The organism is Wolbachia endosymbiont (group A) of Cephus spinipes (assembly GCF_964026895.1).
In the GTDB taxonomy this organism is placed as follows: Bacteria; Pseudomonadota; Alphaproteobacteria; order Rickettsiales; family Anaplasmataceae; genus Wolbachia; species Wolbachia pipientis.
This window is the reverse complement of sequence record NZ_OZ034713.1, coordinates 1,397,385-1,422,397: the sequence shown is the minus strand read 5'-3', so window position 1 is coordinate 1,422,397 and position 25,013 is coordinate 1,397,385. Positions and strand designations below refer to the sequence as shown.

Below are 25,013 nucleotides of genomic sequence, written 5' to 3'. Positions count from 1 at the left end.
ATGCACTTGTTTTGCTTTGGTTATGGATATGTAGCTAAATTTTTATCGAAAAAACTACTGAACTTAGGTTGGAAAGTTAGTGGCACATCAAGAAGTAAAAATATACAAGATGTAATCCTCTTTAATTATGAGAAAGTTAGTCAAGATCTGCTTAAAAGCGCAACGCACGTTTTAATTTCTATTCCTCCAGATGGCGATGATGTTGTGGAGAGATACGGTGATTGCCTGCAAAATGTAAAATGGCTTGGTTATTTGTCTGCAACTAGCGTCTATGGTGATCACTCTGGTAATTGGGTGAATGAGGAATCTGAAACAAAACCTATAGAAATCAGAGGAGAAAAGCGCCTTAAATCTGAAAGGAAGTGGCTGAATAGCAGATTGCCTGTACATATTTTTCGTTTAGCTGGAATATACGGCCCTAGTAGGAACGTGTTAATTGACTTGCAGCTTGGCAAAGCAAGAAATGTGAAAAAAGAAGGGCATTTTTTTTCTCGTATTCACGTTGAAGATATATCAAATATTTTATTTTCTTCCATGCAAAACATAAAACCTGGTGAAATATACAATTGTGCAGACGATTTACCCACTACACAATCTGAAGTGGTAATATATGCAACCAAACTTCTCAATGTTAGCCCTCCAGAACCAATTGAGTTACCAGATTATGCACAGAGTTTTTATTTAGGATCAAAGAGAGTAAGTAATGTTAAAATTAAAAAAGATCTTAATGTCTCTCTAATTTATCCTAACTACAAGGTGGGATTAGAGAGTTTGCACGTAAACAAAACTGAAATCACATCAGAATGATAGATAGGCTTATTGTCACTGCCATTAAGTTAAGGAAAGAATGGTTAAAAACTGAACTAAAAAGTCAGAAATAATTAAGGATTTATGACAAATGCTGAAACAGAATAGAGTAAACTTTAAAGCAGATAAACTCTGAAGTGTAAATTACTTAACAAATAGTGACCTTACCCAGAAAAAGTGGAGAGAAAGAAAGGAGTTTTTTCGGGTAAAATAAAATTTTGGAGGATTAGAAATGGCAAGAGAATATACGGCAGAATTCAAATTGGAAGCTGTTAAGCTGACAAATGAACAAAGAAAGGTAGGTCAACCAGTTGCAAAAGTAGCAAGAGATCTAGGAATAAGGGATAGTGTATTAGGAAAATGGATGAAGAAATATAACGAAAAAAAGTCAGCGGCAAATGCATTTCCAGATGTAGCACCTTATGACAAAGAGAGATTTGATTTACAGAAAGAGTTAGCAAAAGTAACAAGAGAAAGAGACATTTTAAAAAAAGCCCTGGCCAGTCAAAAAGAGTAAAATATTTTTTCATAAAAGAGCATAGTAAACACTATAAAGTGCAGGAATTATGTAGGGTTTTCTGCTAGTGGCTACTATAAGTGGACTACAAGGAAAATAAGCAGTAGAGAATCAGCAAATAAAGAGTTATTAGCAGATATTCAAAAAATATATCAAGCTTCTAAATGTAGATATGGAGCTCCTAAAATTCATGCTGAATTAAAGGCTTTGGGTAAAAGTTGCAACTTAAAAACAGTGCAAAGTATTATGCAGAAAAATGGTATTCAGGCTATATTGAGAAGAAAATTTAAAATTAAGAAACAACAAACGGACAGTAGCTCCCAATATATTAGACCAAAACTTTATTGTCGATCAACCAAATAAAGTATGGGATTACTTATATAAAAACCAAAGAAGGATGGCTATATTTGGCAACAATAATCGATCTATATTCACGCATGGTAGTTAATGAGCAGTTCAATAAATAAACAATTGGTTATGGACTCTTTATTAATGGACGTTAACAAGCGTAAACCTGCCAAAAATCTACTATTACATAGTGATCAAGGTTCACAATATACTTTGCAAGGTTATCAATATCTCTTATCCATAAAAAACATAGATGAGTCATAAAGGCTGTTGTTACGACAATTCTGTTGCAGAAAGCTTCTTTAGCTCATTGAAAAGAGAAATACTTATTGATACTTCACAACACTCTGCTCAACAAACTAGAACTGCAATATTTGAATACATAGAAATTTTTTATAACAAACAACGTCACTATTAACTATTGCATTCCAGAACAATTTGATGCATCATTCTTTTTGTAAAAAACATTCCAAACTTTCTCTCCACTTTTTCTGGGTAAGGTCATATGTGTACATCCCCATCATGAATGCTATTTTCGGTAAAATCTCTTACAACGCTCAAAAGCAGAAAAACAAAAACTTGATTTTCTCAGCTAAATAGTGGACCATCAAAAGCACGCATAAATATCTACAATGAAAGAAAAAACTTTCACAATCATCGATGGCTATGGTTTTCTTTTCAGAGCTTACTATGTACTACCTCACTTAATTACCACAACAGGAATGCCAATAGGTGGTGTATATGGCTTTCTGAATATGGTTCTTAAGTACATTGCCCATTCGGACTATTTAACTATAGCACTTGATGCAGGAAAAAAGAATTTTAGGCACGATTTATATCCTGAGTACAAAGCGAACAGAGTAACGCCTCCTGAGGATCTAACTCCACAGTTTACCATACTGAGAGAAGCGGTAGAAGCTTTTAACCTCAGCTATGAAGAGATTGAAGGTTATGAAGCAGATGATATAATCGCAACACTAGCTGCAAAATATGCCAACCACCAAGACTTTAAAGTGGTAGTCGTTTCATCAGATAAAGATTTATTTCAACTCTTGAACCACAATATTTTAATATTCGACCCCATTAAAAATATATATATAGATGAAAAACAAGTAATAGAAAAATTTGGTGTAAACTCACACAAGCTTCTTGATTTATTTTCTCTAACTGGTGATGCATCTGACAACATTCCAGGCGTTCCGGGAATAGGTCCGAAGACTGCAGCTAAATTACTAGATGAATTTGATTCATTGAATAATATTATAGAGAACATTGATAATATCGAGCAAACGAGGATTCGTAATATTCTCACCGAACATAAGGAAAAAGCTCTAATTTCAAGAGAACTTTTATCACTATGCGAAAAAGTAGACCTTCAACATGATATTGCAAAATATGAAGTCCATTCTCCAAATATGGAAAAACTATTATCCTTTTTAAAGAAGTATGAATTCAATTCTTTAATAGGTAAAATGGAAAAGCTTTTTTCCTATAATGGGTCTAGCACAAAAGAGAAAATAGAATATAATAGTGAAGAGTTAGAGAAATTTTTGGAGCATTGTAGATATGAAGGCAGAATTGCAATTCATTGCCACTTTGAAGACAACTTATTAAATAAAATTTCCTTATCTTATAGCGAAAGTAATATTTTTTATATAGAGCAAGACAGCATACGAGATGCACTTATTACAATTAACTCAACTTTACTCTCAAATGGAGTGCTTAAAATAATACATAACATTAAAGAGATCAGGAAAATCTTCCCTGCAATAGAGAAGATGTTAGATTCAGTTGATGATTTGATGATAATGTCGTATAGCTTGGATACAGGAAAGCATGATCACAGTATTCCAAACATAGTTGCACATAATTTGAGTGGAGATGTAGAAATTTTCTCGGCAAAAACTTTAATAGCAATTCGCGAAAAGCTAAAGCAAAGGTTGTTTCAGGAAAAATTGTTCACAATTTACGAGCGCTTCGATAAGCCACTTATGAAAGTAATATTTGATATGGAGAAAAATGGGATATTACTGAACATACAAAAATTACAGGAATTGTCCGATAAATTTCAGCAGGTAATTGCCGTGCTTGAAGATGAGATATATAACTTAGCAGGGGAAAGATTTAATATTGCGTCGCCAAAACAATTAAGTGATGTTTTATTTAATAAAATGGGGCTTAATAAAAAGAAAAAGTCAAAAAAATCTGGATCGTATAGCACCAATTATGAAGTTCTAGAGGCACTCGAAGAAGAAGGGGTAGAAATCGCAAGTAAAATCTTAAATTGGCGACATTTAAGTAAATTAAAAGGCACCTACACTGATGCGCTAATAAAGCAAGTTGATTCCATTGATGGTAGAATACACACAAGCTTTTCAACGACTGCAACTGCAACTGGAAGGCTGAGCTCCAGCAATCCTAATTTACAGAATATTCCTATCAGAAGCGAAGAGGGAAATCTTATCAGACAAGCATTTATTGCGCCAAAAGGGCATAAGATAATTTCTGCTGACTATTCACAAATAGAATTGAGACTCCTGGCACACGTTGCAAACGTTGCAGCATTTAAAGAAGCTTTTGCAAACGGACAAGATATTCATGAGATCACCGCTAGGCAAGTTTTTGGAGTGCAAGAAATAGATGAGCAATTAAGACGCAAAGCAAAATCCATCAATTTTGGAATTATATATGGCATTAGCCCATTTGGTCTTGCAAAGCGGCTTGGAATTACCATTGCGGAAGCTGCTGAATACATTAATTACTATTTTTCCTGTTACCCAGAAATAAAGGCCTATATGGAAAAAGCAGTGTCTATCGCAAGATTGCATGGTTATGTAGAAACTTTGTTTGGCAGAAGATGCTTTGTAAGAGACATAAACAATACAATTCCTTATATAAGACAATTTGCAGAAAGGGCAGCAATAAACGCACCACTGCAAGGAACCGCTGCTGATATAATAAAACGTGCGACAATTCAGCTTTTTGATCAATTGAAAGTAGGTAAAATAATCCTCCAGGTTCACGATGAACTACTGGTTGAAGTAGAAGACGAAAAGGTGCAAGAAACAGCAAAACTTGTGAAAAATATAATGGAAGGTGTAGTAGAAATTTCTATACCACTTGAAGTAGAAATAAAAGTTGGCGACAACTGGGCTCTTAATTATGACTTAAACATGGCGGATTCTAAGAGTATAGATTATTTGAATTAATATGAAAAATATGCTACAATTGAAGTATAGTAAATGTGAGTAACTCAGTTATGACAAAAATATTAACTCCACAAACAAAGAATTTGGAACCTTCAAATCAGGTAACTAACAAAGATGAGAAAATTTTTGAAAAAGAGGAACATCAGGTAATCTATGATTACTTTGTAAAAGTATTAGAAGGTAAAGCCGAATTAAAGGAGAACAAAGAAATAACTGATTATTTTATATCAGCTTATAAGGACATACTACTTAATAATGTCAATCCAAAAGATATAAAACCACTCAGTGAAGAGAATTTTTCTCAGTTTTTACTTTCCGTATTTGAGAAAATTAGAGAGAAAAAATTAGCTAATGAGGAGAATCTCAAGAATGGTAAAATAAAAGAAGTAGTAGATGACTGTGTAGCTGATATACGCGGTACAGAAGCTAAAGATTCATCCATAAAGTTTGTATTGGAAATGCTGCTGCTGCTAATTGGAGGGATCAAAATAGACCCGAAAAATATTTCTGGCTCCTTTATGGATGGGATGAAAGAAAAAATACCATTCTTAGGTAAAGACAAGAAAGAAGAGGATGAACCACCACTCAGTGATGAAGAGATGGTAACAACGTTCTTAAGCAAGATCTTTTTTCCTGTCCTTCTTTCCACTATTCCAATGTTAATTTTTGGTCCTACTACACTCGGAGTAGTTCTTACTGCTATCGGCACAATATTTGCCATAAAAGGAGGAGTGGAGGTTCTTTTTTCAAATAACAAAAAAGGTACTTTGTATGACCCTAGCTCACAAGATAAAGATGATACAGAAAAGAGAGCAAAACTGAATGGAAAAATTCTCGAGGGCATTGATGATATTTTAAAAACCCCAGTTACAGAAGTTGAGAAAGGCACCTCTGTTTCTGAACAAATTTCCCAAGGAAAAGAAAAGAGTGAACAACAACCTGTTCCTGAGCAAATTTCCCAGGAAAACAACAGGGGAAACGAAGAAAGCAAACAGCAAGATCAACCTTGGACAAGAAAGGAAAACAAACGAAGGGAAGAAAACACAAGCAACAAACAAGCAGGGATTACCTAAGTTTGCCAAAAAGTGAGTTGTGTAAGAGGTCTACTATTATTCTATAGCACATACAACAGGAGTATGGTCAGACGGATTTTCTAGCTTACGCAATCTATCATCTATGTAGCATGTTTCCAATTTATCTACAGCTTGTGGTGATAACAGCATATAATCTATTCGCATTCCTTGATTATTTCTGAGTGAATTGCCTTGATAATGCCACCAAGTGAATTGTTGCAAATTTGGGTGAGATATTCTAAACGCATCTTTAAACCCAAGATTCAAGATCGCTCTTAACTTCTCACGTTCTCTTATATGAAAGCACACTTGGCCATTCAATAAGTTTGAATCAAAGACATCAATTTCATCCGGTGCAACATTATAATCGCCAGCTATAATAGTTAACTCTTCATTCTTTAACAAAGTGCTCATCCTTTCATATAGATTATCAAAAAACTTGAGTTTATATTCAAATGCTTGAGAGTCCGGGCTTTGACCGTTTGGAACGTATACACTTCCTACCCTTACCTTATGATTGGTGTGTTTTATCACACACTCTATATAACGTGCTTCTTGATGACTTTCCACAATGTCAATTTTAAACTTCTCCAGTATCGGATATTTAGATAAGACACAAACGCCATTTCTTGCAACTTGTCCATAGATAGCATATTCATATCCTAACTTTTCTATCTCTGCGTAAGGAAATTGCTCTTCTGTACATTTTATCTCTTGCAGCAAAATTATATCTACCTGACTATCAACTATAAAACTACAAAGTTGGTTAACTCTTTTGCGTATAGAGTTTACGTTCCAAGTTGCAATCTTTAGCATCAACAATCCTTATTAATTATATCAATTAAACTCTCCCCAGTAGGCAACCTCGATGTTATAATTTTTTTCCATTTGATTAACTTTAAACTATCAGCAATGTTTTTACTCATGGTATATGCAGTTATATTGCTCATCACATGAGATAGCCCACTTTTTAGAACTAATGAACAAAATACCCTTGCTGTCTGTGAGGAAAAAAAAGCAACACTATCAATTTTACCATCCAACAGCAAATTTTTACACCTATTAGTTAGACTCCTTTTAATAATTGTTTTATAGAGTACAACTTCTCTTATGTTAAAATCTTCTTCAGATAATCTCTTTTTTAGATCACATGATACTTCTTGTCCCCTTATATACAAGAACTTTATTGCGTTTGAATAATGAGCTTTTATGAATGATATCAGACCATCAACGTTGCTGTCTGCTGAGATTATATCAGAAAATCCCAAATTTTTTGCAGCCTGCATGGTTGAATTACCAACTGTAATAATCGGAAAGTCATCCTCTTTGCATATTTGACTAAGAGCCTTTACACTGTTTTTACTTGTAGATATCACAACGTCAAATTCGTACGCAGATATATCAGGATTTAAGTACTTTATTGTGAATACTGGTTCTATAAAAACTTTGTATCCATACTTTCTCAATATATTTCTTGTATTGAACGAGTCCAATAAAGGCCTCGTTAATAAAATAGACTTCATTCTGATTTATTTCACTACTAGTAAAATAGTACCCTTTATACACAAATTACTGAATAAAAACTTTTATTTTGATAGCTTGAGCAATTATTCAAGTAATTGATGTGGAAGTAGGAGTACTAAGCGCTCCTACCCCAATAAGCCCACAATTTCTGCTTACACTTTTTTGACGCTAATTACATCGAACTCTTTTGAATGGCTCTCTTCAGTGGAATTATATAGCTAATATTCCTGTATAAGTTAATACTTAAGCTGCTTTTGCAGTTAGGGAGTGGTCATCAGTAGGTTTTTTTGCCTGTGGTTCGCTAATCCTAGTCCGAACGATATTAGTTGCCATAAAGGCACAGCCTAGAATAAAAAAGGCAGTGGAAACAAAAGGAATGATAGGAGATTCAAAGGGCAATATAGGTGTAATTCCTCCTATTAAAAACAAAACGTTAGATGTAATATCAAGACAGATCTTCGTTAGTTTTTCTTGTCCAGGAGTGTTTTCTACACCAAGCTGCTTATTAAGATCACGCTGCCTAAAATGATCAGCTAATGACCATATGTTTAAGGTAGATGAAAGTACACTTAATATAGTGCAGGCAATACTAAAATACAGACTTAAGACAGGAATATTCAAGACCAATGCCGCTATGTATCCAATGAAAGAGATAGTAGATAGTGTAGTAACTAAGCGTTTCGAGTAAGTTCGTACCTTCTTTCTGCAGGCTAACTTATTTTTTTCACTATACATAGCATGAATATTACCTAATATGTTATATTATAACATTAATTAATTCAATAAGCAATATGGAAGCTAAGAGTGCCCGAGAGAAGACTTGAACTTCCACAACTTAAAAAGTTACTAGCACCTGAAGCTAGCGCGTCTACCAATTCCGCCACCCGGGCTTTTTATAGTTTACTATGTTAAAGTTAAATAATATACTTAAACAATTTTTAGTTCAAAGGTAATGCCAAATCTAGATCAAATATTTTTTGCTCAAAACAATGTTAATATTAATAACGTATATAAAATAGTCAATAACGCTTTGAGCAATAGCGATGGTGGTGAGCTGTTTCTAGAATTTTGCCAGTCGGAGTCCCTGGTTTTTGAGGATAACATATTAAAACACATGGACTTGAATACTAGAAGGGGATTTGGTTTAAGGTCTTTTTGTGAAGATAGTACATCTTTCGTTTGTTCTTCTGAGATCAGCGAAAAAGAAATTAGTAATGCTGCTTCTATGGTAAAAAGCTCAGTGTCTTTAAACAAGACAAATTCAATAAATTTAAACGAAGAGACAAAAAGCCTATATTCGAGGATTAACCCTATAAATGAAATGGATCTGAATTCAAAGATTAAGCTACTCAATGAGGTTAATGAGTATGTAAGGTCCAAAAATAACTGCGTGAAGCAAGTAAAAATAACTCTAAGTGGAGAATGGCAAGTTGTACAAATAATAAAGGGTGATCACAGATTAAGCGATATCAGGCCTCTGGTACGTTTTAATGTGCTAGTCATTGTAGAAAAAGATGGCCGTACCGAAAGAGGTTCTGCAGGGCATGGTGGAAGGGACTCTTATAGTAAGTTTATTTCTGAGAAAAAGTGGAAAGAAGTTGCAAACCAAGCGTTAGAACAAGCACTGGTAAATCTTGAAGCAATTCCAACTCCAGCCGGAGAAATGACAGTCGTTTTAGGTCCAGGCTGGCCAGGAATATTGTTACACGAAGCCGTGGGTCATGGACTTGAGGGCGACTTCAATCGCAAAAAAGTCTCAGCATTTTCAAATTCTGTGGGTAAACAAGTAGCAGCTAGTGACATCACAGTAGTTGATGACGGAACTCTGCCCAATTTGCGCGGCTCTATCAGCGTAGACGATGAAGGCACTCCACCCAGTTATAATATATTGATAGAGGATGGGATCCTAAAAGGATACATGCAGGATCATATGAACGCTAAACTCATGGGTGTAAGCCCAACTGGTAATGGTAGAAGAGAAAGTTATAAAGAAGTTATTATGCCGCGCATGACAAACACCTATATGTTGCCCGGAAAGTATACACCGAAGGAAATAATATCTAGCGTAAAGAAAGGTCTATATGCAGTAAATTTCGGTGGTGGGCAGGTTGATATAACGTCAGGAAAATTTGTTTTTTCATCTTCGGAAGCTTACCTAATAGAAAATGGCAAAATTACACAGCCAGTAAAAGGAGCAACACTAATTGGTGACGGTCAAACAGTGTTGAAAAAAGTATCTATGGTTGGTAATGACTTAAAGTTAGATCCTGGTGTTGGCACATGCTCGAAAGATGGACAAAATGTGCCCGTTGGAGTTGGTCAGCCGACACTCAAAGTCGACGCAATAACTGTTGGTGGAACTGAGATATAGATAAGGGCTAAAACGGATTCCAGCGCACGGCGCACAGCTGTACAAACATTATGATTTGGAAGCAATTGCCACCAATAGGGTGTCATCCCAGTGTCTGGGCACTGCCTTTGTGTTTGAGGCAAAACTGGCTATAACATTTAACACACTGCTTTCGCAAATAAATGTTCGTACAGTTATGTGTCAGCTACTTGGATGACACTTTTGTACTTGATGCAAGATTATATCTTGAAAAAATTAAGTTTTAATGCTATAAAATAATTGTAAATTTTGTCTCCGTGGTAGCTTTATGAATGTTGAAAGTAAAAAAATACACGATGCTAAAATAAAATTACCAATATTTCTTGATTATCAATCTACTACTAAAGTAGATCCCCGTGTTTTAGAGGTGATGATACCTTACTTTGGTGAGTTCAGTAATGCACACTCTCGCAGCCATTCATTTGGTTGGACTGCTGAAGAAGCAGTGGAAAAAGCAAGGAAACACATCGCTGATCTGGTGAACGCAGATAGCAAAGAAATTATCTTTACCTCAGGTGCAACTGAGTCAAATAATACGGCAATCAAGGGCGTTGCTCACTTTTATAAAAATAAAGGAAATCATATAATAACTGTCTGCACGGAGCATAAGTGTGTTCTGGATTCTTGTCGGCATCTGGAAAATGAAGGCTTTAAAGTTACATATTTGCCTGTTAAGCAAAACGGAATTATAGATTTATTAAAGCTTGAGGAAGCAATTACTGATAAAACAATCCTGGTTTCAGTGATGATGGTAAATAATGAAATCGGAGTAATTCAGCCTGTAAAGGAGATTGGTGAAATATGCAGGAAGCGTAATATATTTTTCCACACAGATGCAGCTCAAAGCTTTGGAAAAGTTCCAATTGATGTTAATGAGATGTGCATTGATCTTATGAGTCTCTCTAGCCACAAAATTTATGGGCCTATGGGAATAGGTGCATTATATGTCCGTAGAAAGAATCCTCGTGTTAGGCTGATACCACTAATTAGTGGTGGTGGACAGGAAAGAGGCATGCGTTCTGGAACAGTTCCAACACCTCTTGCAGTTGGTTTTGGTGAAGCGGCACGTATTGCTAAAGAAGAAATGAAAAAAGAAACAACTAGAGTGGAAGAATTAAGGGATATTTTGTATAACAAGATAAAAGAAGCGTTTCCTGATATCGTTTTAAATGGTGATTATGAAAATAGAATTCCTGGCAACCTAAACTTGAGCTTTCCCTATGTTGAGGGTGAGTCTCTCATCATGGCAATCAAGGATTTAGCAGTAAGTTCTGGTTCTGCGTGCACGTCTGCGTCTCTTGAGCCTTCCTATGTCGTACGGTCGCTAAATAATGGCCATGACCTTGAGCATTCATCAATTAGATTTGGCCTAGGCCGATTTACAACTAAAGAAGAAGTTTTGTATGCAGCAGATCTTGTTGCTAAAAATGTTGGCCGACTGAGAGAAATGAGCCCACTTTGGGAGATGGTACAAGAAGGAGTAGATTTGAACACCGTGAAATGGGACTCTCATTAAATGTATCCGTTCCAACTGCAAATGCACTTTGAAATTACTCTGTACCGTTCACACTTAATTCTTCAATCTCACTAATAGAAAGGCCAGTAAACTTGACAATAGTGTTAACATCAACATTATTAGCCAGCATTGCTTTTGCGACTTCGATTTTCCCTTCAATTTTGCCTTCAATTTTGCCTTCCTCTTTACCAATTTTTTTGCCTTTTTCAGTAGCAAGATCAAGTCTGTATTCAAGAATGGCTTCTTCTTTCCGTAGATCCATTATTCTTTCTTCGTAAGCTACTAAATCTTTTTCATTCCAGCTAAACCTGTCTAATTCATCGTAGGCTAACTTTATTATTGGTGCTTTTTCTGCTATTTTCCTTAAGTCTTCTTCCGTAGTTTCATCTGCATATTTGAAGAAAAATAACCAACGATCCACTATGCTTTCTAGCTGTTCTTCCTTATTCTTAGGAAATTTAGGTAGTTCAATAAATATAAATTGAAAATCTTTTAAGTCATGCTCATTGGTTTTCTCATCTCTTATAGTGTGGTTGGATATATAATCAACTTCTTCAGGAAGTAAGTTACAATTTGATATAGCAATAAAGAAGACTTTCTTTAAATCAATGTAGTTGCCAGATTTATCTAATTGTCTTGAGTAAGCCTTAGCAGCATACAGTTGAGCTCGTTTTTCGAAGCCTTTATCGCGAGTAAGCTGCATTTCAATCACATACCTGGTCCCACTAGAATCCCTGCAAAGAACATCAACTATACTTTGCTTATCAGAGGCAATTTCAGGATCCATTATAGTACTGAGGAATTCCACTTCTTGTATAGTATTTATCTCGGTAAACCCTAAAATATCATTCAAAAAATGTATGAGAATATTCTTATTTTTTTCAGTGCCAAAGATTCTTTTAAAGGTTAAATCCAGCTTAGGGTCGAGAAACTTAGATAAAGCCATAGCCAAAGTGCTTAAAAATATTAATAATTATACACTATTATTAACAATTATTCAACCATATTTTTGAAGATAGCTATAGCTATGCCGCCGCGAACCGTCATACCGCCGCGGTATCTCTAGATCCCGCTAACAAGCAGCGGGATGACGAATTACTTAACCGTCATACCACCGCGAACCGTCATACCGCCGCGGTATCTCGGCATAGATTCCGCTAACTAGTAGCGGAATGACGATTGTGTATCGTGCTTTGCTAAAAAAAAAATCACAGAATGCAGTCTGGTTACATTACTCTAGCTATACGCAACAACTTTACTTTCAACAATTTTGTGAGCAATAATACGACTTTCACAATCAATATTTATTATATCAGATAGTGAATTAATATCAGTATAACTATCAAAACTTTCCATTGTTGATTCCACTACTTCTACTATTTTTAAAAAGCCGATTCGTGACTTCAAAAATTCATTAACAGCTATTTCATTTGCAGCATTGAGCACAATACTGTTTGTTTGTGGAGCAGAAGAGTTTAACACTGCCATGCTAAGCTTTAGCGCAGGAAAACGCTTATGGTCTGGTTCTTGAAAGGTCAATTTTCCTTGCTTTGTTAAATCTAATTTACGATTTAAAGCTGATCTTTCCGGCCAAGACAAAGCATATGAAATGGGAATTGCCATGTCAGTCTCTGCAAGCACAGCAAAGTTGAACCCATCCTTATAAGTTACAATTCCATGTACTATTGACTCAGGATGCACTATTGCTTCAATTTTATCCGGGCTGATGTTAAACAAGTTATGTGCTTCTATTATCTCTAGTGCCTTATTCATCATTGTTGCGCTATCAATCGAGATTTTCTTTCCCATATTCCAAGTGGGGTGACTAAGCGCCTGATCTACTATGACATTTCTTAATTGCTCAGAACTATAATTTAAGAATGGTCCACCAGAAGCAGTAAGTATGATCTTTTCTATGCATTTGTCGTCATTTTGCAAAATTTGAAAAATTGCGTTGTGCTCAGAGTCAATAGAGATTATTTGTACGTTTTTTTCTTTAGCTTTTTTAAGTAATAACTTTCCACCGCAAACAATGCTTTCTTTGTTTGCCAATGCAATGACTTTGGTACCGCTTTCTATAACCTCCATAACTGGCTCAAGGCCTGCAATGCCAACTATTGCAACAACTGAGAGATCAACAGGTATGGTAGCAATATTTGTAGCACCAATTGCTATTTTTACATCTGTACCAAGTAGATTTTCTTTTAAATCTTTGTAAAGCCTTTCATCGGAGATAGCAACATATTTTGCATTTAGCAGTTTTGCTTGGTGTGCCAGTAGAGCAAAGTTCGAATGGGCACTTAGTGCTTCCACTTGGTATTCTTCTTTTCTCTTTGAGAGCAAATCTACAGTCTTTTTTCCAACACTTCCTGTTGACCCTAAAACTGAAACCTTTTTCACTAAGACAAACTCATGTTAATTATAACAACAGCAACTTTTCTTATTAGGCCTTCTCGCATACTATTCAGCAGTTTTTAAGCGTTTAACCAAGTTCATGTCCGTGGTCATCGCCAACAGATGGTGAAGGACCAGGTGAAAAAGATTGACCATGGTGATCACCTGCATCATGCATGTCTTGCAAACCATCAGCATTATGAGCTATTTCGTTATTGGCATGAGGGTAATCATCTGAGTGATGTCCATCATCACCATGAGCCATATCCATTCCTTCTGATGGCATATCTTCCCCACCTCCACCTGAAAAATATTCTGCAAGGCCTTCAAGAAATTTTATGCCAAACATATTACCTGATTTTCCAAACAGCGTTACTAGACTACTACCACTCACCAAACCTTCAAACACGTTACTATAAGCAGCAATTGCTCCTTCATGAAAGTTGAACAACCATTTCATTCCATCCACGACTGTTGAAACAGAGTCACTATGACCAAGACCAAAACCACTTTTCTCACCAGCAGCCTCTTGGTGTTGCTGCTGCGCTTGCCATTCTGCAATATTTGGACCTTGAGCTTCACTCATAAATTTTTACTCTCAACCTTAAGCTATTATTTTATCACAAATATTGCAAAATATCAATAGAGCTTTTGAATATAGCTAATACAAACAATTTCTGTCATCCTATATATAGCTAAACTGACTTACGACAATTTGAAAAACGACAAATTCGTCATTCCGCTACTAGTTAGCGGAATCTATGCCGAGATACCGCGAATGAATCGCGGTATGACGTGTTAGCTATAGGATCCAGTTTGAAAAAAATCTGAATTCCAATGTCCACTACCTTTTACAAAGTTAAAACTTAAAAATATGACTGTTAGCAATAGTGTATATATCTTTAGCTATATATAATGAATGAATTTTTTTATATATTCGTTATTAGTATTTTGTATTTCCTGAACAGTTCCATGGGAAATGATCTCCCCTTCATATAATACTGCTATTTTATCAGCTATTTTAAATGCGCTATGAATATCATGTGTAATCGTGATAATTGTAGGGTTAAGATCTCTAGATAATTTTATTATTATCTCGTTTACTATATCTGACATAATTGGGTCCAATCCTGAAGTTGGTTCATCCAAAATAATGATTTCTGGATTGTGTGCAATCGCCCTTGCAAGTGCCACTCTTTTTTTCATTCCACCTGATAGCTCTATTGGAAACATATCTGCTATGCTTTCCTCCAGTCCAACATCATTTAACTTCTCGATTGCTAGCTGTTTTGCCTCTTTTTTGCTGATATTAAAGCGCTTTTTATAATTAAAAGATATATTTTCCCACACTGTAACGTAGTCAAATAAAGCGGAATTTTGAAATAAAACCCCAAATTTATTTTTGCTTTTACTATTTATTTTAACAGACCCTGAGTCTGGAGCAAGCAAGCCGATAATTGTTTTTGTTAATACAGATTTGCCGCTTCCTGAGCCACCAAGTATGACTAATGATTCCCCTTTTAATATATCAAAATTTAGATCTTTTAGTACTGTCCTATCATCAAAAGATAAGCTTAAGTTCAATATTGATATTATGGGGTTACGCATGTATCAAAGTAATCATGTAGTTTGCTAAAATGATCAGTATGGACGATAAAACAACAGTTGATGTTGTAGCAACACCTACTCCTCGTGCACCTTCTTTGCAATGGTAACCGTAATAGCAGCTTGAGACAGAAATTATGGCGCCAAATACAGTTGCTTTTATTAGCCCAGTTATAAAATCATACGTATTAAAGAACTGAGCTGTGTGTTTAATGTATATATTTAAATTGTGGTTAAATTCGAAGACTGCAGTGATACATCCTCCAAATATTCCTATTAAATCTGCACATACTGTAAGTATGGGAAATACTATGATTGACGCTAAAATCCTTGGTGCAATTAAATATTTAAAAGGGTTGATGTTCAAGGTTGTAAGTGCATCTATTTGCTCGGTGATGCGCATTGTACCAATTTCTGCTGCAACTGATGATCCAACCTTTCCTACCATTATTAAGCTGATCAAAACTGGTCCTAACTCTTTAATGATAGTGATCGTAACAAGTTTGGGTATTATCTGTTCTTGGTTAATTAATGGGTCACTCAAGCTACTTTGTAAAACTATTGCCGCTCCTATAAAAACTCCAGTGAGCCCAACAATTGGCAGAGAGAAAAAGCCTATCTCTATAATTTGTCTTGCTATGTTGCTAAAATAATATGGTGGCACAAGGCAGTGGTATAGAGATTGAATAAAAAATATGAATGCACTACCAAGCCTTAACAAAAAATTGATAAAGTACCTACCAATTATTCTAACACTATTTATATCAAAAAAGCTCACTTTGTATTCATTTTAGCTAGAGGTTAGTCTTACTGATTTTATTAAAATTTTTATTAACTTTATCGCAAAGTATAGCTGAGATATGTTTTAAGTTCAATATACTTGATGTTTTAATTTAAAGCTTAACCCAAGAAAGGTTTCCCTACGTCATACCGCAATTCATTCGCGGTATAGATTCCGCTAACGAGTAGCGGAATGACGGTTTTTCAAATTGTAGAGCCACTTTAGCTATAGAACTCAATTACATAAGCAAACCTTACTTATTTTACTATCCCTGTTTACTTCCTGTAAAAAACATGTTACTAATGAATTGAATTTTGTAGTAGAATGGAGGAAGTTTTGGCAGTTCCAAAAAGAAAAAAGTCAAAGTCAAGGCGTAATATGCATCGTTCTCATCATGCTATTGAGCCTAAGAATATTGTGGTATGTTCAACAACTGGGGAATTCATGTTGCCTCATAACGTAGCAGTTGATGGCAGTTACAAAGGAAAACGGGTTTTCATCAAGCAACAGGCAGAGTGACTATTATGATATGTTACCTACGGTCAATAATAATATAGTTATTGCACTTGACGCTATGGGGGGCGATTTTGCGCCTCTTTCCGTAATTCATGGTGCTGGTTTTTTTTTAGACAACCTTGTTGACCCAGGCATTAAAGTTTTTTTTCATATTTATGGAGATAAGGAAGAAGTATCTCCTTTGCTTTCAAAATACAAAAAAGTAAGTAACAATTCTGAGTTTACTCATTGTTCTGACAATGTTCTTGCAAATGATAAGCCATCTTTTGCACTGAGGCATCGTAAAGACTCAAGTATGAAAGCTGCCATTGAGGCAGTAAAAAAAGGTAAAGCTTTCGGAGTGGTGTCTTCAGGCAACACCGGAGCATTGATGGCAATTTCCAGATTTATTTTAGGAACATTACCAAACATTTATCGTCCTGCTATTGCCTCTATCTGTCCAACTAAGACAAAAAGCTTCGCTTTGCTTGACCTTGGTGCAAATGTTGATTGTAATGCCGACTCATTATTTCAATTTGCGTTAATGGGTAGTATATTTGCAAAAATAGCATTAAAAATTGACAATCCTGAAGTTGCTTTGCTAAATATCGGCACAGAAGAAGTTAAAGGTAATGACTCAGTGCGCGGCGCTTTTGAGTTGCTTAAAAACGCTCCAGGCATTAATTTCAAAGGGTATATAGAGGCAAGTGAATTTTTAGAGGGTAGTATAGATGTGATTGTTGCTGATGGTTTTGTTGGCAATGTAATGCTCAAAACGGCTGAGGCAACCGCTAGTACCTTTATCAATCTAATAAAGCAGGAAGTATTCAATTCGTGGATAGCGAAAATGCTTGTTGGTATATTGTTAAAATCCAAACTAAATAAAGCTTTAACGCGTTTTAATCCCAAAATTAGAAGTGGAGCTATGTTTTTAGGGCTGAATGGTATCATCATTAAAAGTCATGGAAATTCTGATGCTATTTCTTTTGCCCATGCCATAAAATTTGCAGTAAATGCAATTAGTGAAAATTTAAATCAAAAGATAATTAACGGGGTAAGTCATATTGAATAAAAGTTTCATATTAAGCACTGGATCTTACCTACCAAGAAAAATGTTGAGTAACAACGAAATTGCATCGATAGTTGAGACGAGCGATGAATGGATAAGGCAGAGAACAGGAATAGTTCAAAGGCATATAGCAGATGAAGGAGAACTAACGTCAGATCTAGCTGTAAATGCAGCAAAAAGTGCTATAGAAAAAGCTAAAATTTCAGTAGATGAAATTGACTTGATTATAGTTGCTACAACAACTCCTGATAAAACTTTTCCTAGCTGTGCAACGATTGTACAAAGTAAGTTAAAATGTAAAAACGCATTTGCTTTTGATGTACAAGCAGCATGCTCTGGTTTTATATATGCAGTTACAGTTGCTGATTCGCTCATAAAATCTAACAATAGAATTAAATATGCATTGGTTATAGGTGCTGAAATAATGTCTAGGATTGTTGATTGGGAAGATAGGTCAACTTGTGTACTCTTTGGTGATGGTGCTGGTGCAGTGGTGATGAAATCAGAAATGGGTAGAAGCGGCATCATATCAACAAACTTATACTCTGACGGCAATGTGGACATACTATGTACGAACGGAGGGGTATCCTCTACTGGTGATTCTGGAAAAATATGCATGAATGGAAGAGAAGTGTTTAAACATGCAGTGGATAAGTTAACAGCCTCAGTAGAGGAAACTCTGAAATGCAATAATTTGAAAATCACTGATATTGACTGGTTAATTCCCCATCAAGCAAACATTCGTATTATTGAAGCAGTAGTAAAGAAATTAGATTTTCCTATAGAGAAAGTGATTAATACCGTTGATAAGCATGCAAACACCTCAGCGGCATCAATTCCACTGGCCTTAGACTATGCAATACAAGAATCAAAAATAAAATCAGGAAATCTGGTACTGCTGATTTCAATAGGTGCAGGCCTGACCTGGGGTTCCGTGTTGCTGCACTATTAGACTTCCTGCATTACCTCCTGTCATCCAAGTACCCTCTTTGTCATTCCAGTGCCTCTTTCTCCTGTCATCCCAGTAGCCCCTTCGGTGTCATTCCAGTCTGGAATCCAGTTCTTATTGTACATTCACCTGGTGTAAAGTTAAGTTTCCTGGATCCCAGTGTCAGCTACTCGGATGACAAAAAAAGGAGCACTGGAATGACAGCAATCTACGTCATACCGCGATTCATTCGCGGTATCTCAGCCGCTAACAAGAGATCCCGCTAACAAGCAGCGGGATGACGGTTGTCGTTTAGCCATAAACATTAAGAAATTTACCAAATAAAAAAAAAGGCAAAAGAAGCCCTGGGGTTATTATCTGCTTTAAAATATTGGCGTTTTTTATGTTTTAAACGCTTGACAAGCAAGATTTAGCTGCTTTTAATTGCAACTAACCTACGCTGCAAATGTTTAAGAAATTTACTAAGCAGAAAAAAAGACAAAGAATCCCCGAGTTAGCTAGTCTTTTACTATCTCTGTCGAGTATTGGCATTTTTTGATGTCTTGTAACGCTTTATAAGCGCGTTCAGCTTATTTAGATAAAAATCTAGATGTAGATGAAGTTTTGTAAAGACATACAGTATCTATATACTGCAAAAAATTGAACATAAGACGCCGATACATTAAGTAATCCTTACCTTTTAATCTGCAGATTGGCGAAAGCAAATACAATAGCTTCAGTTTCATGATAAGGGAGCTGGTGAGGTTTGTCAAGGAAGTTTTTCTTTCCCGTGAATTCCCTTCGAAGTCGAGTATTGAAAATTGACTGGAGAATTGTGGATTACTTTGTATATGTCATGACAAGCCATGGCACTCTCAGCAAAACCACTTAATATTAACTTTAGTTTGCCTGAATAAATAGCTATATCTCCGATTGCATATATCCTATCTCTACTGGTTTTAAGTGTAGCTGGGTCGACAACTATGCGGCTATGTTCTAACTGTATACCCCAATTGTTTATTGGACCAAGATTCATTGACAATCCAAAAAATGGCAGCAAAAAATCAGCGGATATTTCTTTTTCTTCCTTAGAGGCAATGTTTTTTACTATCACTGTGCTCAATTGCCCATTACCTCCTGCTAGTTCGTGTAATTGATATGGCACTACCAGTTCTATCTTTCCATCACTTTCAAGTGATTCTAATTTATTTCTAGTTTCAGGAGTGCAGCGAAATTCCTTTCTCCTATGTATCACATAAATTTTCTTCGCAACTTTAGAAAGTTCTACAGTCCAATCAGCCGCAGAATCACCCCCCCCTGCAATGACTATAGTTTTATCCTGAAAATCAGAAATTTTATTTACACTGTAAAATACAGATTTATTTTCATATTCTAATATACCATTCAAGGGCGGACGGTTAGGTTCAAACATTCCGTTACCTGCAGCAACAATAACGGCTTTGCATTTTACCTCTGTACCTGTATTAGTTATGATAATAAAGCTTTGATCGCAGTTATTCGAAATCTTTTCTACTTTTTGACTTAAATGGTAAATAGGCTTAAATGGCGAAGCTTGCTCCATTAGCTGCTCAATTAATTTTTGGGCAGTAATTACAGGATAACCAGGTATATCATATATTGGCTTTTCTGGGTAAAGAGCTGTGCATTGTCCTCCTGCTTGATCCAAAACATCTATTATATGACATTTCATATCAAGCATTCCCGCTTGAAAAGCAGTGAATATTCCAACAGGTCCTGCACCTATTATTACTATATCGGTTTTCATATTCAGATGGTGATCTATTTATAGATATTAGCTTTCTTTGCTAACAAGGTCAATTTACAAAGGGATGTATTTTTAAAAGATGTGGCTAGATTAGACAAGATTTCCAGCGTTATGAACCACATAGTCCAAATAAGCTCTAAAAATCAGCTAGCATAGCGAGATGCTGTGCGGACGGAATGGGATTCGAACCCATGGTACGCTCATCACGTACGTCAGTTTTCAAGACTGGTGCCTTAAACCGCTCGGCCATCCGTCCATTTCTTTTCTATCACAACATTTGATTTTAAGCAATCTATAAAAGCTTTACTTGCCCACGCAAAAGTTGCTAAACACACTACTCAATATTTCCTCAACATCAATAATTCCAATCACCGCACCAAGTTCAAATGCAGCAAGCCTCAAATCTTCAGATATCAACTCAATTGGATTATCGATATTAAAACGTTGTAAATGTTCCAGTGCTTTCTTCATGTGATTCCTATGTCTTTGCCGAGTGATTACAGGGGTGTCTCTATCATGCCCAAATTTTTCCTCTGCCTTCTCTTTTATGAGAGAGATCAATTTGTTTGTACCTATTTCCTTTAGAATAGAAATGGGTAAAAGATCTATGCCATTAATTTTTATATTGTGATTATTGATAACATCGTCAGCTTTGCTCAATACATAAATAGTATCGCTATTTACAACGTTGCAATTGATATTATGACGCTGTTCAAAAGGAAATAGTTCTATTCTTAAATCAGCTTCAAAAGACCTCTTTTTCGCTCGACTTATACCTTCTGATTCTATTGGATCTGAACTCTCACGAATTCCAGCAGTATCAGAGAGAATGATTGGGTATCCGCCAATGTCAATATGAGCTTCAAGTATATCTCTTGTTGTGCCTGCATATTCAGAAACAATAGCAATATCACGCTTGGCTAAGAAATTAAACAGAGTTGATTTACCGACATTTGGTTTACCAGTTATTACAATATGTAAACCCTCACGCAACCTTTCGCCCCGTCTATTATCATTTAAATGCTCTTGTATCAATCGCACGAGAGATTGCACTTCATTATTAATTTTTTCCAACTCACTTTTTTCTGCCCAAATGTCCTCTGGAAAGTCTATATATGCTTCGATTTTGGATTGTATCGTTATCAATCTTTGCCTCCAATTGCTGTATAGTCTCTCCAATTCTCCTGATATCTGCTTAATCGCTTGTTTAGCTTGCATTTTCGTCTCAGCGTCAATTAAGTCTGCAATTCCTTCTATTTGAGTTAAGTCAAATTTACCATTTAGAAAAGCCCTAAGTGAGAATTCTCCAGGCCTGGCCATAACGAAAATTTTTGATAATTCCTCCAAGATGATTTTTATGACTGCCTTACTTCCATGCACTTGTAACTCTATAACATTCTCGCCAGTGAAACTGTTTGGAGCAGGGAAATAGATGATTATTCCATTATCTATCAATTGATTGAAATCATCATATAGATCAACTAAAGTAGCAAATCTTGGTTTAATTTCTTTCTTAATATGAAAATGATTTAAAGCTTTAAGCGCGTAATTGCCTGAAATTCTGATTACTGCAACTCCTGACTTACCAAATACGGTCGACAAAGCGAAAATAGTTTCATTTGTGTTTGTCATTATTTATATAAACTACTTAGCAATATTACACTTAAGAAACCAAAATACCTAATTTGAAAATATTCAAAATTTTTATCTATCTTGCTAGTTTATATTAATGCAGTACTATCATACTAGTGAATGTATTATATAGAAAAGCTGTAAAAGTCACCCAGGTGAAAATATTTATTTTGAAAACTGATAATATGATTTATAATGACTGACACAAGTTTTAAATATTTTATGCTCAAGAAATTAGCTTGGTATTGGTCTTTTGCAGAGTTAATCAAAGGGTTTGCTATTACATTGAAATATATGTTCAAACCAAAGGTTACGTTAAGATATCCTATGGAGAAGGGCCCTTTAAGTCCAAGGTTTCGTGGTGAGCATGCGTTGCGTAGGTATCCAAACGGTGAAGAACGGTGCATAGCTTGTAAATTATGCGAAGTTATCTGCCCTGCTCAAGCAATAGTTATTGAAGCAGAGGAAAGAGAAGACGGTAGTCGTCGCACCACACGCTATGATATTGACATGACAAAATGCATATACTGCGGGCTTTGCCAAGAGGCATGTCCAGTTGATGCAATTGTGGAGGGTCCTAACTTTGAATTTGCTACTGAAACGAGAGAGGAGCTAATGTACAATAAAGAAAAGTTATTGCGTAATGGTGAAATTTGGGAAGACGCAATTGCACTCAGGTTAAAAAAGAATAGACCTTATTATTAATGTTCAGAGCTTATAACCCTGTTATCCATTATGATTTAGGGGCAGTGCCCACTAGGGGTGGTGTCATCCAAGTAGCTGATACACAACTGTACGAACATTTGTTTGCGAGGGCAGTATGTTAAATGTTATGGCCTGTTTTGCCTCAAACACAAAGGTGTCATCCCAGTGCTTGACACTGGGATCCAGGTATAAAAATATTTGCAAATTGTGCAATGGACAACAGATTTTAGGAGCATACGTTAAACTAATTTCCATTATAAAAATAAGATGGATCCCAGTGTCACGCACTGGGATGACAAAGAGAGGGTTAGACAAAAGGGTCGATAAATGATTAGGATTACTTTCTCAACCGAACAAAAAGTAAAAGAATACAGTGGTAAAGTCACTGGCTTTGATATACTACAGCCGAATGTTTTAAAGGAAGCAGTTGCATTGAAAGTAAATGGTGAGTTATATGATCTCTCACGTGAAATTGAATCTGATACAGAGATAGAGGTAATACAACTGAGTGACGAAGCGGGTTTAGATATAATAAGGCATGATGCTGCTCATATAATGGCGCAGGCAGTGAAAGAGCTATTTCCTAATACTCAGATTACTATCGGCCCAACAATTCAGGACGGTTTTTACTATGATTTTGCTACAGATCGTACCTTCACTACGGACGATCTTACCGCAATAGAAAAGAAAATGAAAGAGATTGTAAAAAGTAACCACAGATTTGTTCGAGAAGTTTGGACTCGCAAGCAGGCAATTGATTTCTTTAGTGGTATAGGCGAAAAATATAAGGTTGATATTATCTCATCCATACCAGAGGGTGAAAACCTAACTGTTTATAGGCAAGGTGATTTTATTGACCTATGTCGTGGTCCGCACTCACCATCAACCGGCAGAGTTAAAGCGTTTAAACTTATGAAAGTAGCGGGTGCATACTGGCGAGGTGATGCAAAGGGCCCAATGTTGCAGCGAATATATGGCACAGCATGGAGAAATAAGGATGAATTAAACGCTTATCTTGAGTGTCTCAAAGAAGCAGAGAAACGTGATCACCGCAAAATTGCCAAGGATATGGATTTATTTCACATCCAAGAGGAAGCTGTTGGGCAGGTTTTTTGGCATGAACAAGGATATATTCTATATAATGTTCTTGAGTCTTACATCAGAAAGAAGCTAATAAATAATGGCTATTTTGAGGTAAAAACTCCTATTTTAGTAAGCAAAGAGCTGTGGGAAAAATCTGGACATTGGGATAAGTTTCGTGAAAATATGTTTATTGTTGATGAATCTGAAAGCAAAAAGCTAGCAATAAAACCCATGAATTGTCCTTGTCATGTGCAGATTTTTAATTCTCACACCAGAAGCTATCGTGATTTACCAATACGTATGGCAGAGTTTGGCACATGCCATAGAAATGAAAGCTCAGGCTCATTGCACGGACTGATGCGAGTGCGTGGTTTTACGCAAGACGATGCACACATTTTTTGTATGGAAGAACAAGTGAATTCTGAGACTATAAAGTTTTGTGACCTTTTAAAAGAAGTATATTCAGAGCTTGGGTTCAATGAAATTTCTGTGAAATTTTCAGACCGTCCAGGTATTAGAGCAGGTAATGATGAAGTATGGGATAGAGCTGAAAAAGCGCTGCTTGAAGCCGTTAAAGAAGCGGGCTTGAGTTATAAACTTAATCCTGGTGAAGGTGCATTTTATGGTCCAAAGCTAGAGTTTGTTTTAAAAGATGCAATAGGCAGAAGCTGGCAATGTGGAACATTGCAAGTTGATTTCATTTTACCAGAACGTCTGGGAGCTTTTTATATAGGGGCAGATGGACACAAGCATCACCCTGTTATGCTACATAGGGCAATTCTTGGGACTTTTGAGCGTTTTATTGGAATTTTGATAGAAAATTATGCAGGAAAATTTCCAGTTTGGCTTGCTCCAACGCAACTTGCTATTCTGACCATTACAAATGAGGCTGACGGTTACGCCACAGAAATCAGCAATGTCTTAAAAGAACAAGGTGTGAGAGTCAAGACTGATTTGACCAATGAAAAAATTAGTTATAAGATACGTTTGCATAGTCTAAACAAGGTTCCTATATTGTGGATTGTAGGCAAAAATGAAGTTACAAGTAAAACTGTGTCAGTGAGAAATTTAGGATCGGAAAGACAGGAGTCTTTTTCTTTGGAAAAGGCTAATGAATCGCTGTTAAAAAGTATTAATTTGAATTAAGGGAGT

24 protein-coding genes and 2 tRNA genes are annotated in these 25,013 nt (G+C 35.9%); 14 read left to right on the top strand and 12 right to left on the bottom strand.

Annotation, left to right across the window (positions count from 1 at the left end):
* The 6 genes from AAGD59_RS06780 to AAGD59_RS06760 all read left to right on the top strand — a co-directional run bounded on the left by AAGD59_RS06780 (window position 1) and on the right by AAGD59_RS06760 (window position 5,954).
* The gene (locus AAGD59_RS06780) at window positions 1-807 is read left to right on the top strand and encodes an SDR family oxidoreductase (protein WP_015589324.1); all 807 of its coding nucleotides are present in this window, start codon (window positions 1-3) and stop codon (window positions 805-807) included.
* Window positions 808-1,039: 232 nt separating this feature from the next.
* A complete protein-coding gene (locus AAGD59_RS06775; RefSeq protein ID WP_039964423.1) occupies window positions 1,040-1,324 on the top strand; it encodes a transposase in 285 nt (94 codons plus the stop codon).
* A gap of 21 nt (window positions 1,325-1,345) precedes the next feature.
* Window positions 1,346-1,687: an IS3 family transposase gene (locus AAGD59_RS07025; RefSeq protein ID WP_095866567.1), complete on the top strand. Its 342-nt coding sequence runs from the start codon at window positions 1,346-1,348 to the stop codon at window positions 1,685-1,687.
* 238 nt (window positions 1,688-1,925) lie between these two features.
* Complete coding sequence (locus AAGD59_RS06770) at window positions 1,926-2,090, top strand: IS3 family transposase (RefSeq protein ID WP_081600759.1); 165 nt, start codon at window positions 1,926-1,928, stop codon at window positions 2,088-2,090.
* Window positions 2,091-2,304: 214 nt separating this feature from the next.
* Entirely contained in the window at window positions 2,305-4,881 is a 2,577-nt protein-coding gene (gene polA / locus AAGD59_RS06765; RefSeq protein WP_265027891.1) for a DNA polymerase I, read from the top strand.
* A 50-nt stretch (window positions 4,882-4,931) separates the two neighbouring features.
* On the top strand, window positions 4,932-5,954 hold the full coding sequence (locus AAGD59_RS06760) for a hypothetical protein (RefSeq protein WP_015589322.1): 1,023 nt from the start codon (window positions 4,932-4,934) through the stop codon (window positions 5,952-5,954).
* Between the two features lie 36 nt (window positions 5,955-5,990).
* Here AAGD59_RS06760 and AAGD59_RS06755 read toward each other — a convergent pair whose 3' ends face one another.
* The 4 genes from AAGD59_RS06755 to AAGD59_RS06740 form a co-directional block, all read right to left on the bottom strand.
* Window positions 5,991-6,770 carry an exodeoxyribonuclease III gene (locus AAGD59_RS06755; protein WP_141456649.1) on the bottom strand — a complete coding sequence of 260 codons (780 nt, stop codon included), beginning with the start codon at window positions 6,768-6,770 and terminating at the stop codon, window positions 5,991-5,993.
* Complete coding sequence (locus tag AAGD59_RS06750; RefSeq protein ID WP_141456650.1) at window positions 6,770-7,477, bottom strand: uroporphyrinogen-III synthase; 708 nt, start codon at window positions 7,475-7,477, stop codon at window positions 6,770-6,772. The genes AAGD59_RS06755 and AAGD59_RS06750 overlap by 1 nt, the downstream gene beginning before the upstream one ends.
* Before the next feature lie 244 nt (window positions 7,478-7,721).
* Window positions 7,722-8,213 carry a hypothetical protein gene (locus AAGD59_RS06745; protein ID WP_015589319.1) on the bottom strand — a complete coding sequence of 164 codons (492 nt, stop codon included), beginning with the start codon at window positions 8,211-8,213 and terminating at the stop codon, window positions 7,722-7,724.
* A 70-nt stretch (window positions 8,214-8,283) separates the two neighbouring features.
* A tRNA-Leu gene (locus tag AAGD59_RS06740) sits at window positions 8,284-8,368 on the bottom strand.
* A gap of 62 nt (window positions 8,369-8,430) precedes the next feature.
* On the opposite strand from AAGD59_RS06740, the gene tldD reads away from it, so the two are divergent.
* The gene (gene tldD, locus AAGD59_RS06735) at window positions 8,431-9,849 is read left to right on the top strand and encodes a metalloprotease TldD (protein ID WP_141456651.1); all 1,419 of its coding nucleotides are present in this window, start codon (window positions 8,431-8,433) and stop codon (window positions 9,847-9,849) included.
* Window positions 9,850-10,135: 286 nt separating this feature from the next.
* Complete coding sequence (locus AAGD59_RS06730; protein WP_015589317.1) at window positions 10,136-11,383, top strand: IscS subfamily cysteine desulfurase; 1,248 nt, start codon at window positions 10,136-10,138, stop codon at window positions 11,381-11,383.
* 34 nt (window positions 11,384-11,417) lie between these two features.
* On the opposite strand, the gene AAGD59_RS06725 is transcribed toward AAGD59_RS06730, so the two are convergent.
* The 5 genes from AAGD59_RS06725 to AAGD59_RS06705 form a co-directional block, all read right to left on the bottom strand.
* The gene (locus AAGD59_RS06725; RefSeq protein WP_264378151.1) at window positions 11,418-12,329 is read right to left on the bottom strand and encodes an Rpn family recombination-promoting nuclease/putative transposase; all 912 of its coding nucleotides are present in this window, start codon (window positions 12,327-12,329) and stop codon (window positions 11,418-11,420) included.
* A gap of 290 nt (window positions 12,330-12,619) precedes the next feature.
* Window positions 12,620-13,783 (bottom strand): 1-deoxy-D-xylulose-5-phosphate reductoisomerase, encoded by a 1,164-nt coding sequence (gene dxr, locus AAGD59_RS06720; RefSeq protein WP_015589315.1) that lies wholly within the window; start codon window positions 13,781-13,783, stop codon window positions 12,620-12,622.
* Between the two features lie 82 nt (window positions 13,784-13,865).
* Window positions 13,866-14,363 carry a hypothetical protein gene (locus AAGD59_RS06715; RefSeq protein ID WP_007548965.1) on the bottom strand — a complete coding sequence of 166 codons (498 nt, stop codon included), beginning with the start codon at window positions 14,361-14,363 and terminating at the stop codon, window positions 13,866-13,868.
* 320 nt (window positions 14,364-14,683) lie between these two features.
* Entirely contained in the window at window positions 14,684-15,385 is a 702-nt protein-coding gene (locus tag AAGD59_RS06710; RefSeq protein ID WP_006279859.1) for an ABC transporter ATP-binding protein, read from the bottom strand.
* Complete coding sequence (locus AAGD59_RS06705; protein ID WP_015589313.1) at window positions 15,378-16,160, bottom strand: MlaE family ABC transporter permease; 783 nt, start codon at window positions 16,158-16,160, stop codon at window positions 15,378-15,380. The genes AAGD59_RS06710 and AAGD59_RS06705 overlap by 8 nt, the downstream gene beginning before the upstream one ends.
* A 339-nt stretch (window positions 16,161-16,499) precedes the next feature.
* On the opposite strand from AAGD59_RS06705, the gene rpmF reads away from it, so the two are divergent.
* The 3 genes from rpmF to AAGD59_RS06690 are packed head-to-tail and all read left to right on the top strand — an operon-like array spanning window position 16,500 to window position 18,679.
* Window positions 16,500-16,682, top strand: coding sequence for a 50S ribosomal protein L32 (rpmF, locus tag AAGD59_RS06700; protein WP_041573607.1), 183 nt, complete (start codon window positions 16,500-16,502; stop codon window positions 16,680-16,682).
* 10 nt (window positions 16,683-16,692) lie between these two features.
* A complete protein-coding gene (plsX, locus tag AAGD59_RS06695) occupies window positions 16,693-17,730 on the top strand; it encodes a phosphate acyltransferase PlsX (RefSeq protein WP_015589311.1) in 1,038 nt (345 codons plus the stop codon).
* Window positions 17,723-18,679, top strand: coding sequence for a beta-ketoacyl-ACP synthase III (locus tag AAGD59_RS06690; protein WP_141456654.1), 957 nt, complete (start codon window positions 17,723-17,725; stop codon window positions 18,677-18,679). Before plsX ends, AAGD59_RS06690 begins: the two co-directional genes overlap by 8 nt.
* 745 nt (window positions 18,680-19,424) lie before the next feature.
* Here the strand turns inward: AAGD59_RS06690 and AAGD59_RS06685 are convergent.
* The 3 genes from AAGD59_RS06685 to mnmE form a co-directional block, all read right to left on the bottom strand.
* Window positions 19,425-20,441 carry an NAD(P)/FAD-dependent oxidoreductase gene (locus AAGD59_RS06685; protein ID WP_174516794.1) on the bottom strand — a complete coding sequence of 339 codons (1,017 nt, stop codon included), beginning with the start codon at window positions 20,439-20,441 and terminating at the stop codon, window positions 19,425-19,427.
* A 168-nt stretch (window positions 20,442-20,609) separates the two neighbouring features.
* A tRNA-Ser gene (locus AAGD59_RS06680) sits at window positions 20,610-20,697 on the bottom strand.
* Between the two features lie 47 nt (window positions 20,698-20,744).
* The gene (gene mnmE, locus AAGD59_RS06675) at window positions 20,745-22,073 is read right to left on the bottom strand and encodes a tRNA uridine-5-carboxymethylaminomethyl(34) synthesis GTPase MnmE (protein WP_015589308.1); all 1,329 of its coding nucleotides are present in this window, start codon (window positions 22,071-22,073) and stop codon (window positions 20,745-20,747) included.
* Between the two features lie 222 nt (window positions 22,074-22,295).
* Here mnmE and nuoI point away from each other — a divergent pair, with 222 nt between their 5' ends.
* The 3 genes from nuoI to thrS all read left to right on the top strand — a co-directional run bounded on the left by nuoI (window position 22,296) and on the right by thrS (window position 25,007).
* Window positions 22,296-22,778, top strand: a complete 483-nt coding sequence (nuoI, locus tag AAGD59_RS06670; protein ID WP_041573606.1) for an NADH-quinone oxidoreductase subunit NuoI — start codon at window positions 22,296-22,298, stop codon at window positions 22,776-22,778.
* A 115-nt stretch (window positions 22,779-22,893) separates the two neighbouring features.
* The gene (locus tag AAGD59_RS06665) at window positions 22,894-23,109 is read left to right on the top strand and encodes a hypothetical protein (protein ID WP_144054593.1); all 216 of its coding nucleotides are present in this window, start codon (window positions 22,894-22,896) and stop codon (window positions 23,107-23,109) included.
* Window positions 23,106-25,007: a threonine--tRNA ligase gene (thrS, locus tag AAGD59_RS06660; RefSeq protein ID WP_141456657.1), complete on the top strand. Its 1,902-nt coding sequence runs from the start codon at window positions 23,106-23,108 to the stop codon at window positions 25,005-25,007. The genes AAGD59_RS06665 and thrS overlap by 4 nt, the downstream gene beginning before the upstream one ends.
* Window positions 25,008-25,013: the final 6 nt, after the last annotated feature.

Bases quoted from the DNA above. Each gene is read 5' to 3' on its own strand.
- AAGD59_RS06780 (WP_015589324.1), top strand. From the start codon at position 1: ATGCACTTGTTTTGCTTTGGTTATGGATATGTAGCTAAATTTTTATCG.
- AAGD59_RS06775 (WP_039964423.1), top strand. From the start codon at position 1,040: ATGGCAAGAGAATATACGGCAGAATTCAAATTGGAAGCTGTTAAGCTG.
- AAGD59_RS06770 (WP_081600759.1), top strand. From the start codon at position 1,926: ATGAGTCATAAAGGCTGTTGTTACGACAATTCTGTTGCAGAAAGCTTC.
- polA (WP_265027891.1), top strand. From the start codon at position 2,305: ATGAAAGAAAAAACTTTCACAATCATCGATGGCTATGGTTTTCTTTTC.
- AAGD59_RS06760 (WP_015589322.1), top strand. From the start codon at position 4,932: ATGACAAAAATATTAACTCCACAAACAAAGAATTTGGAACCTTCAAAT.
- AAGD59_RS06755 (WP_141456649.1), bottom strand. From the start codon at position 6,770: ATGCTAAAGATTGCAACTTGGAACGTAAACTCTATACGCAAAAGAGTT.
- AAGD59_RS06750 (WP_141456650.1), bottom strand. From the start codon at position 7,477: ATGAAGTCTATTTTATTAACGAGGCCTTTATTGGACTCGTTCAATACA.
- AAGD59_RS06745 (WP_015589319.1), bottom strand. From the start codon at position 8,213: ATGTATAGTGAAAAAAATAAGTTAGCCTGCAGAAAGAAGGTACGAACT.
- tldD (WP_141456651.1), top strand. From the start codon at position 8,431: ATGCCAAATCTAGATCAAATATTTTTTGCTCAAAACAATGTTAATATT.
- AAGD59_RS06730 (WP_015589317.1), top strand. From the start codon at position 10,136: ATGAATGTTGAAAGTAAAAAAATACACGATGCTAAAATAAAATTACCA.
- AAGD59_RS06725 (WP_264378151.1), bottom strand. From the start codon at position 12,329: ATGGCTTTATCTAAGTTTCTCGACCCTAAGCTGGATTTAACCTTTAAA.
- AAGD59_RS06715 (WP_007548965.1), bottom strand. From the start codon at position 14,363: ATGAGTGAAGCTCAAGGTCCAAATATTGCAGAATGGCAAGCGCAGCAG.
- AAGD59_RS06710 (WP_006279859.1), bottom strand. From the start codon at position 15,385: ATGCGTAACCCCATAATATCAATATTGAACTTAAGCTTATCTTTTGAT.
- plsX (WP_015589311.1), top strand. From the start codon at position 16,693: ATGTTACCTACGGTCAATAATAATATAGTTATTGCACTTGACGCTATG.
- AAGD59_RS06685 (WP_174516794.1), bottom strand. From the start codon at position 20,441: ATGAAAACCGATATAGTAATAATAGGTGCAGGACCTGTTGGAATATTC.
- mnmE (WP_015589308.1), bottom strand. From the start codon at position 22,073: ATGACAAACACAAATGAAACTATTTTCGCTTTGTCGACCGTATTTGGT.
- nuoI (WP_041573606.1), top strand. From the start codon at position 22,296: ATGCTCAAGAAATTAGCTTGGTATTGGTCTTTTGCAGAGTTAATCAAA.
- AAGD59_RS06665 (WP_144054593.1), top strand. From the start codon at position 22,894: ATGTTAAATGTTATGGCCTGTTTTGCCTCAAACACAAAGGTGTCATCC.
- thrS (WP_141456657.1), top strand. From the start codon at position 23,106: ATGATTAGGATTACTTTCTCAACCGAACAAAAAGTAAAAGAATACAGT.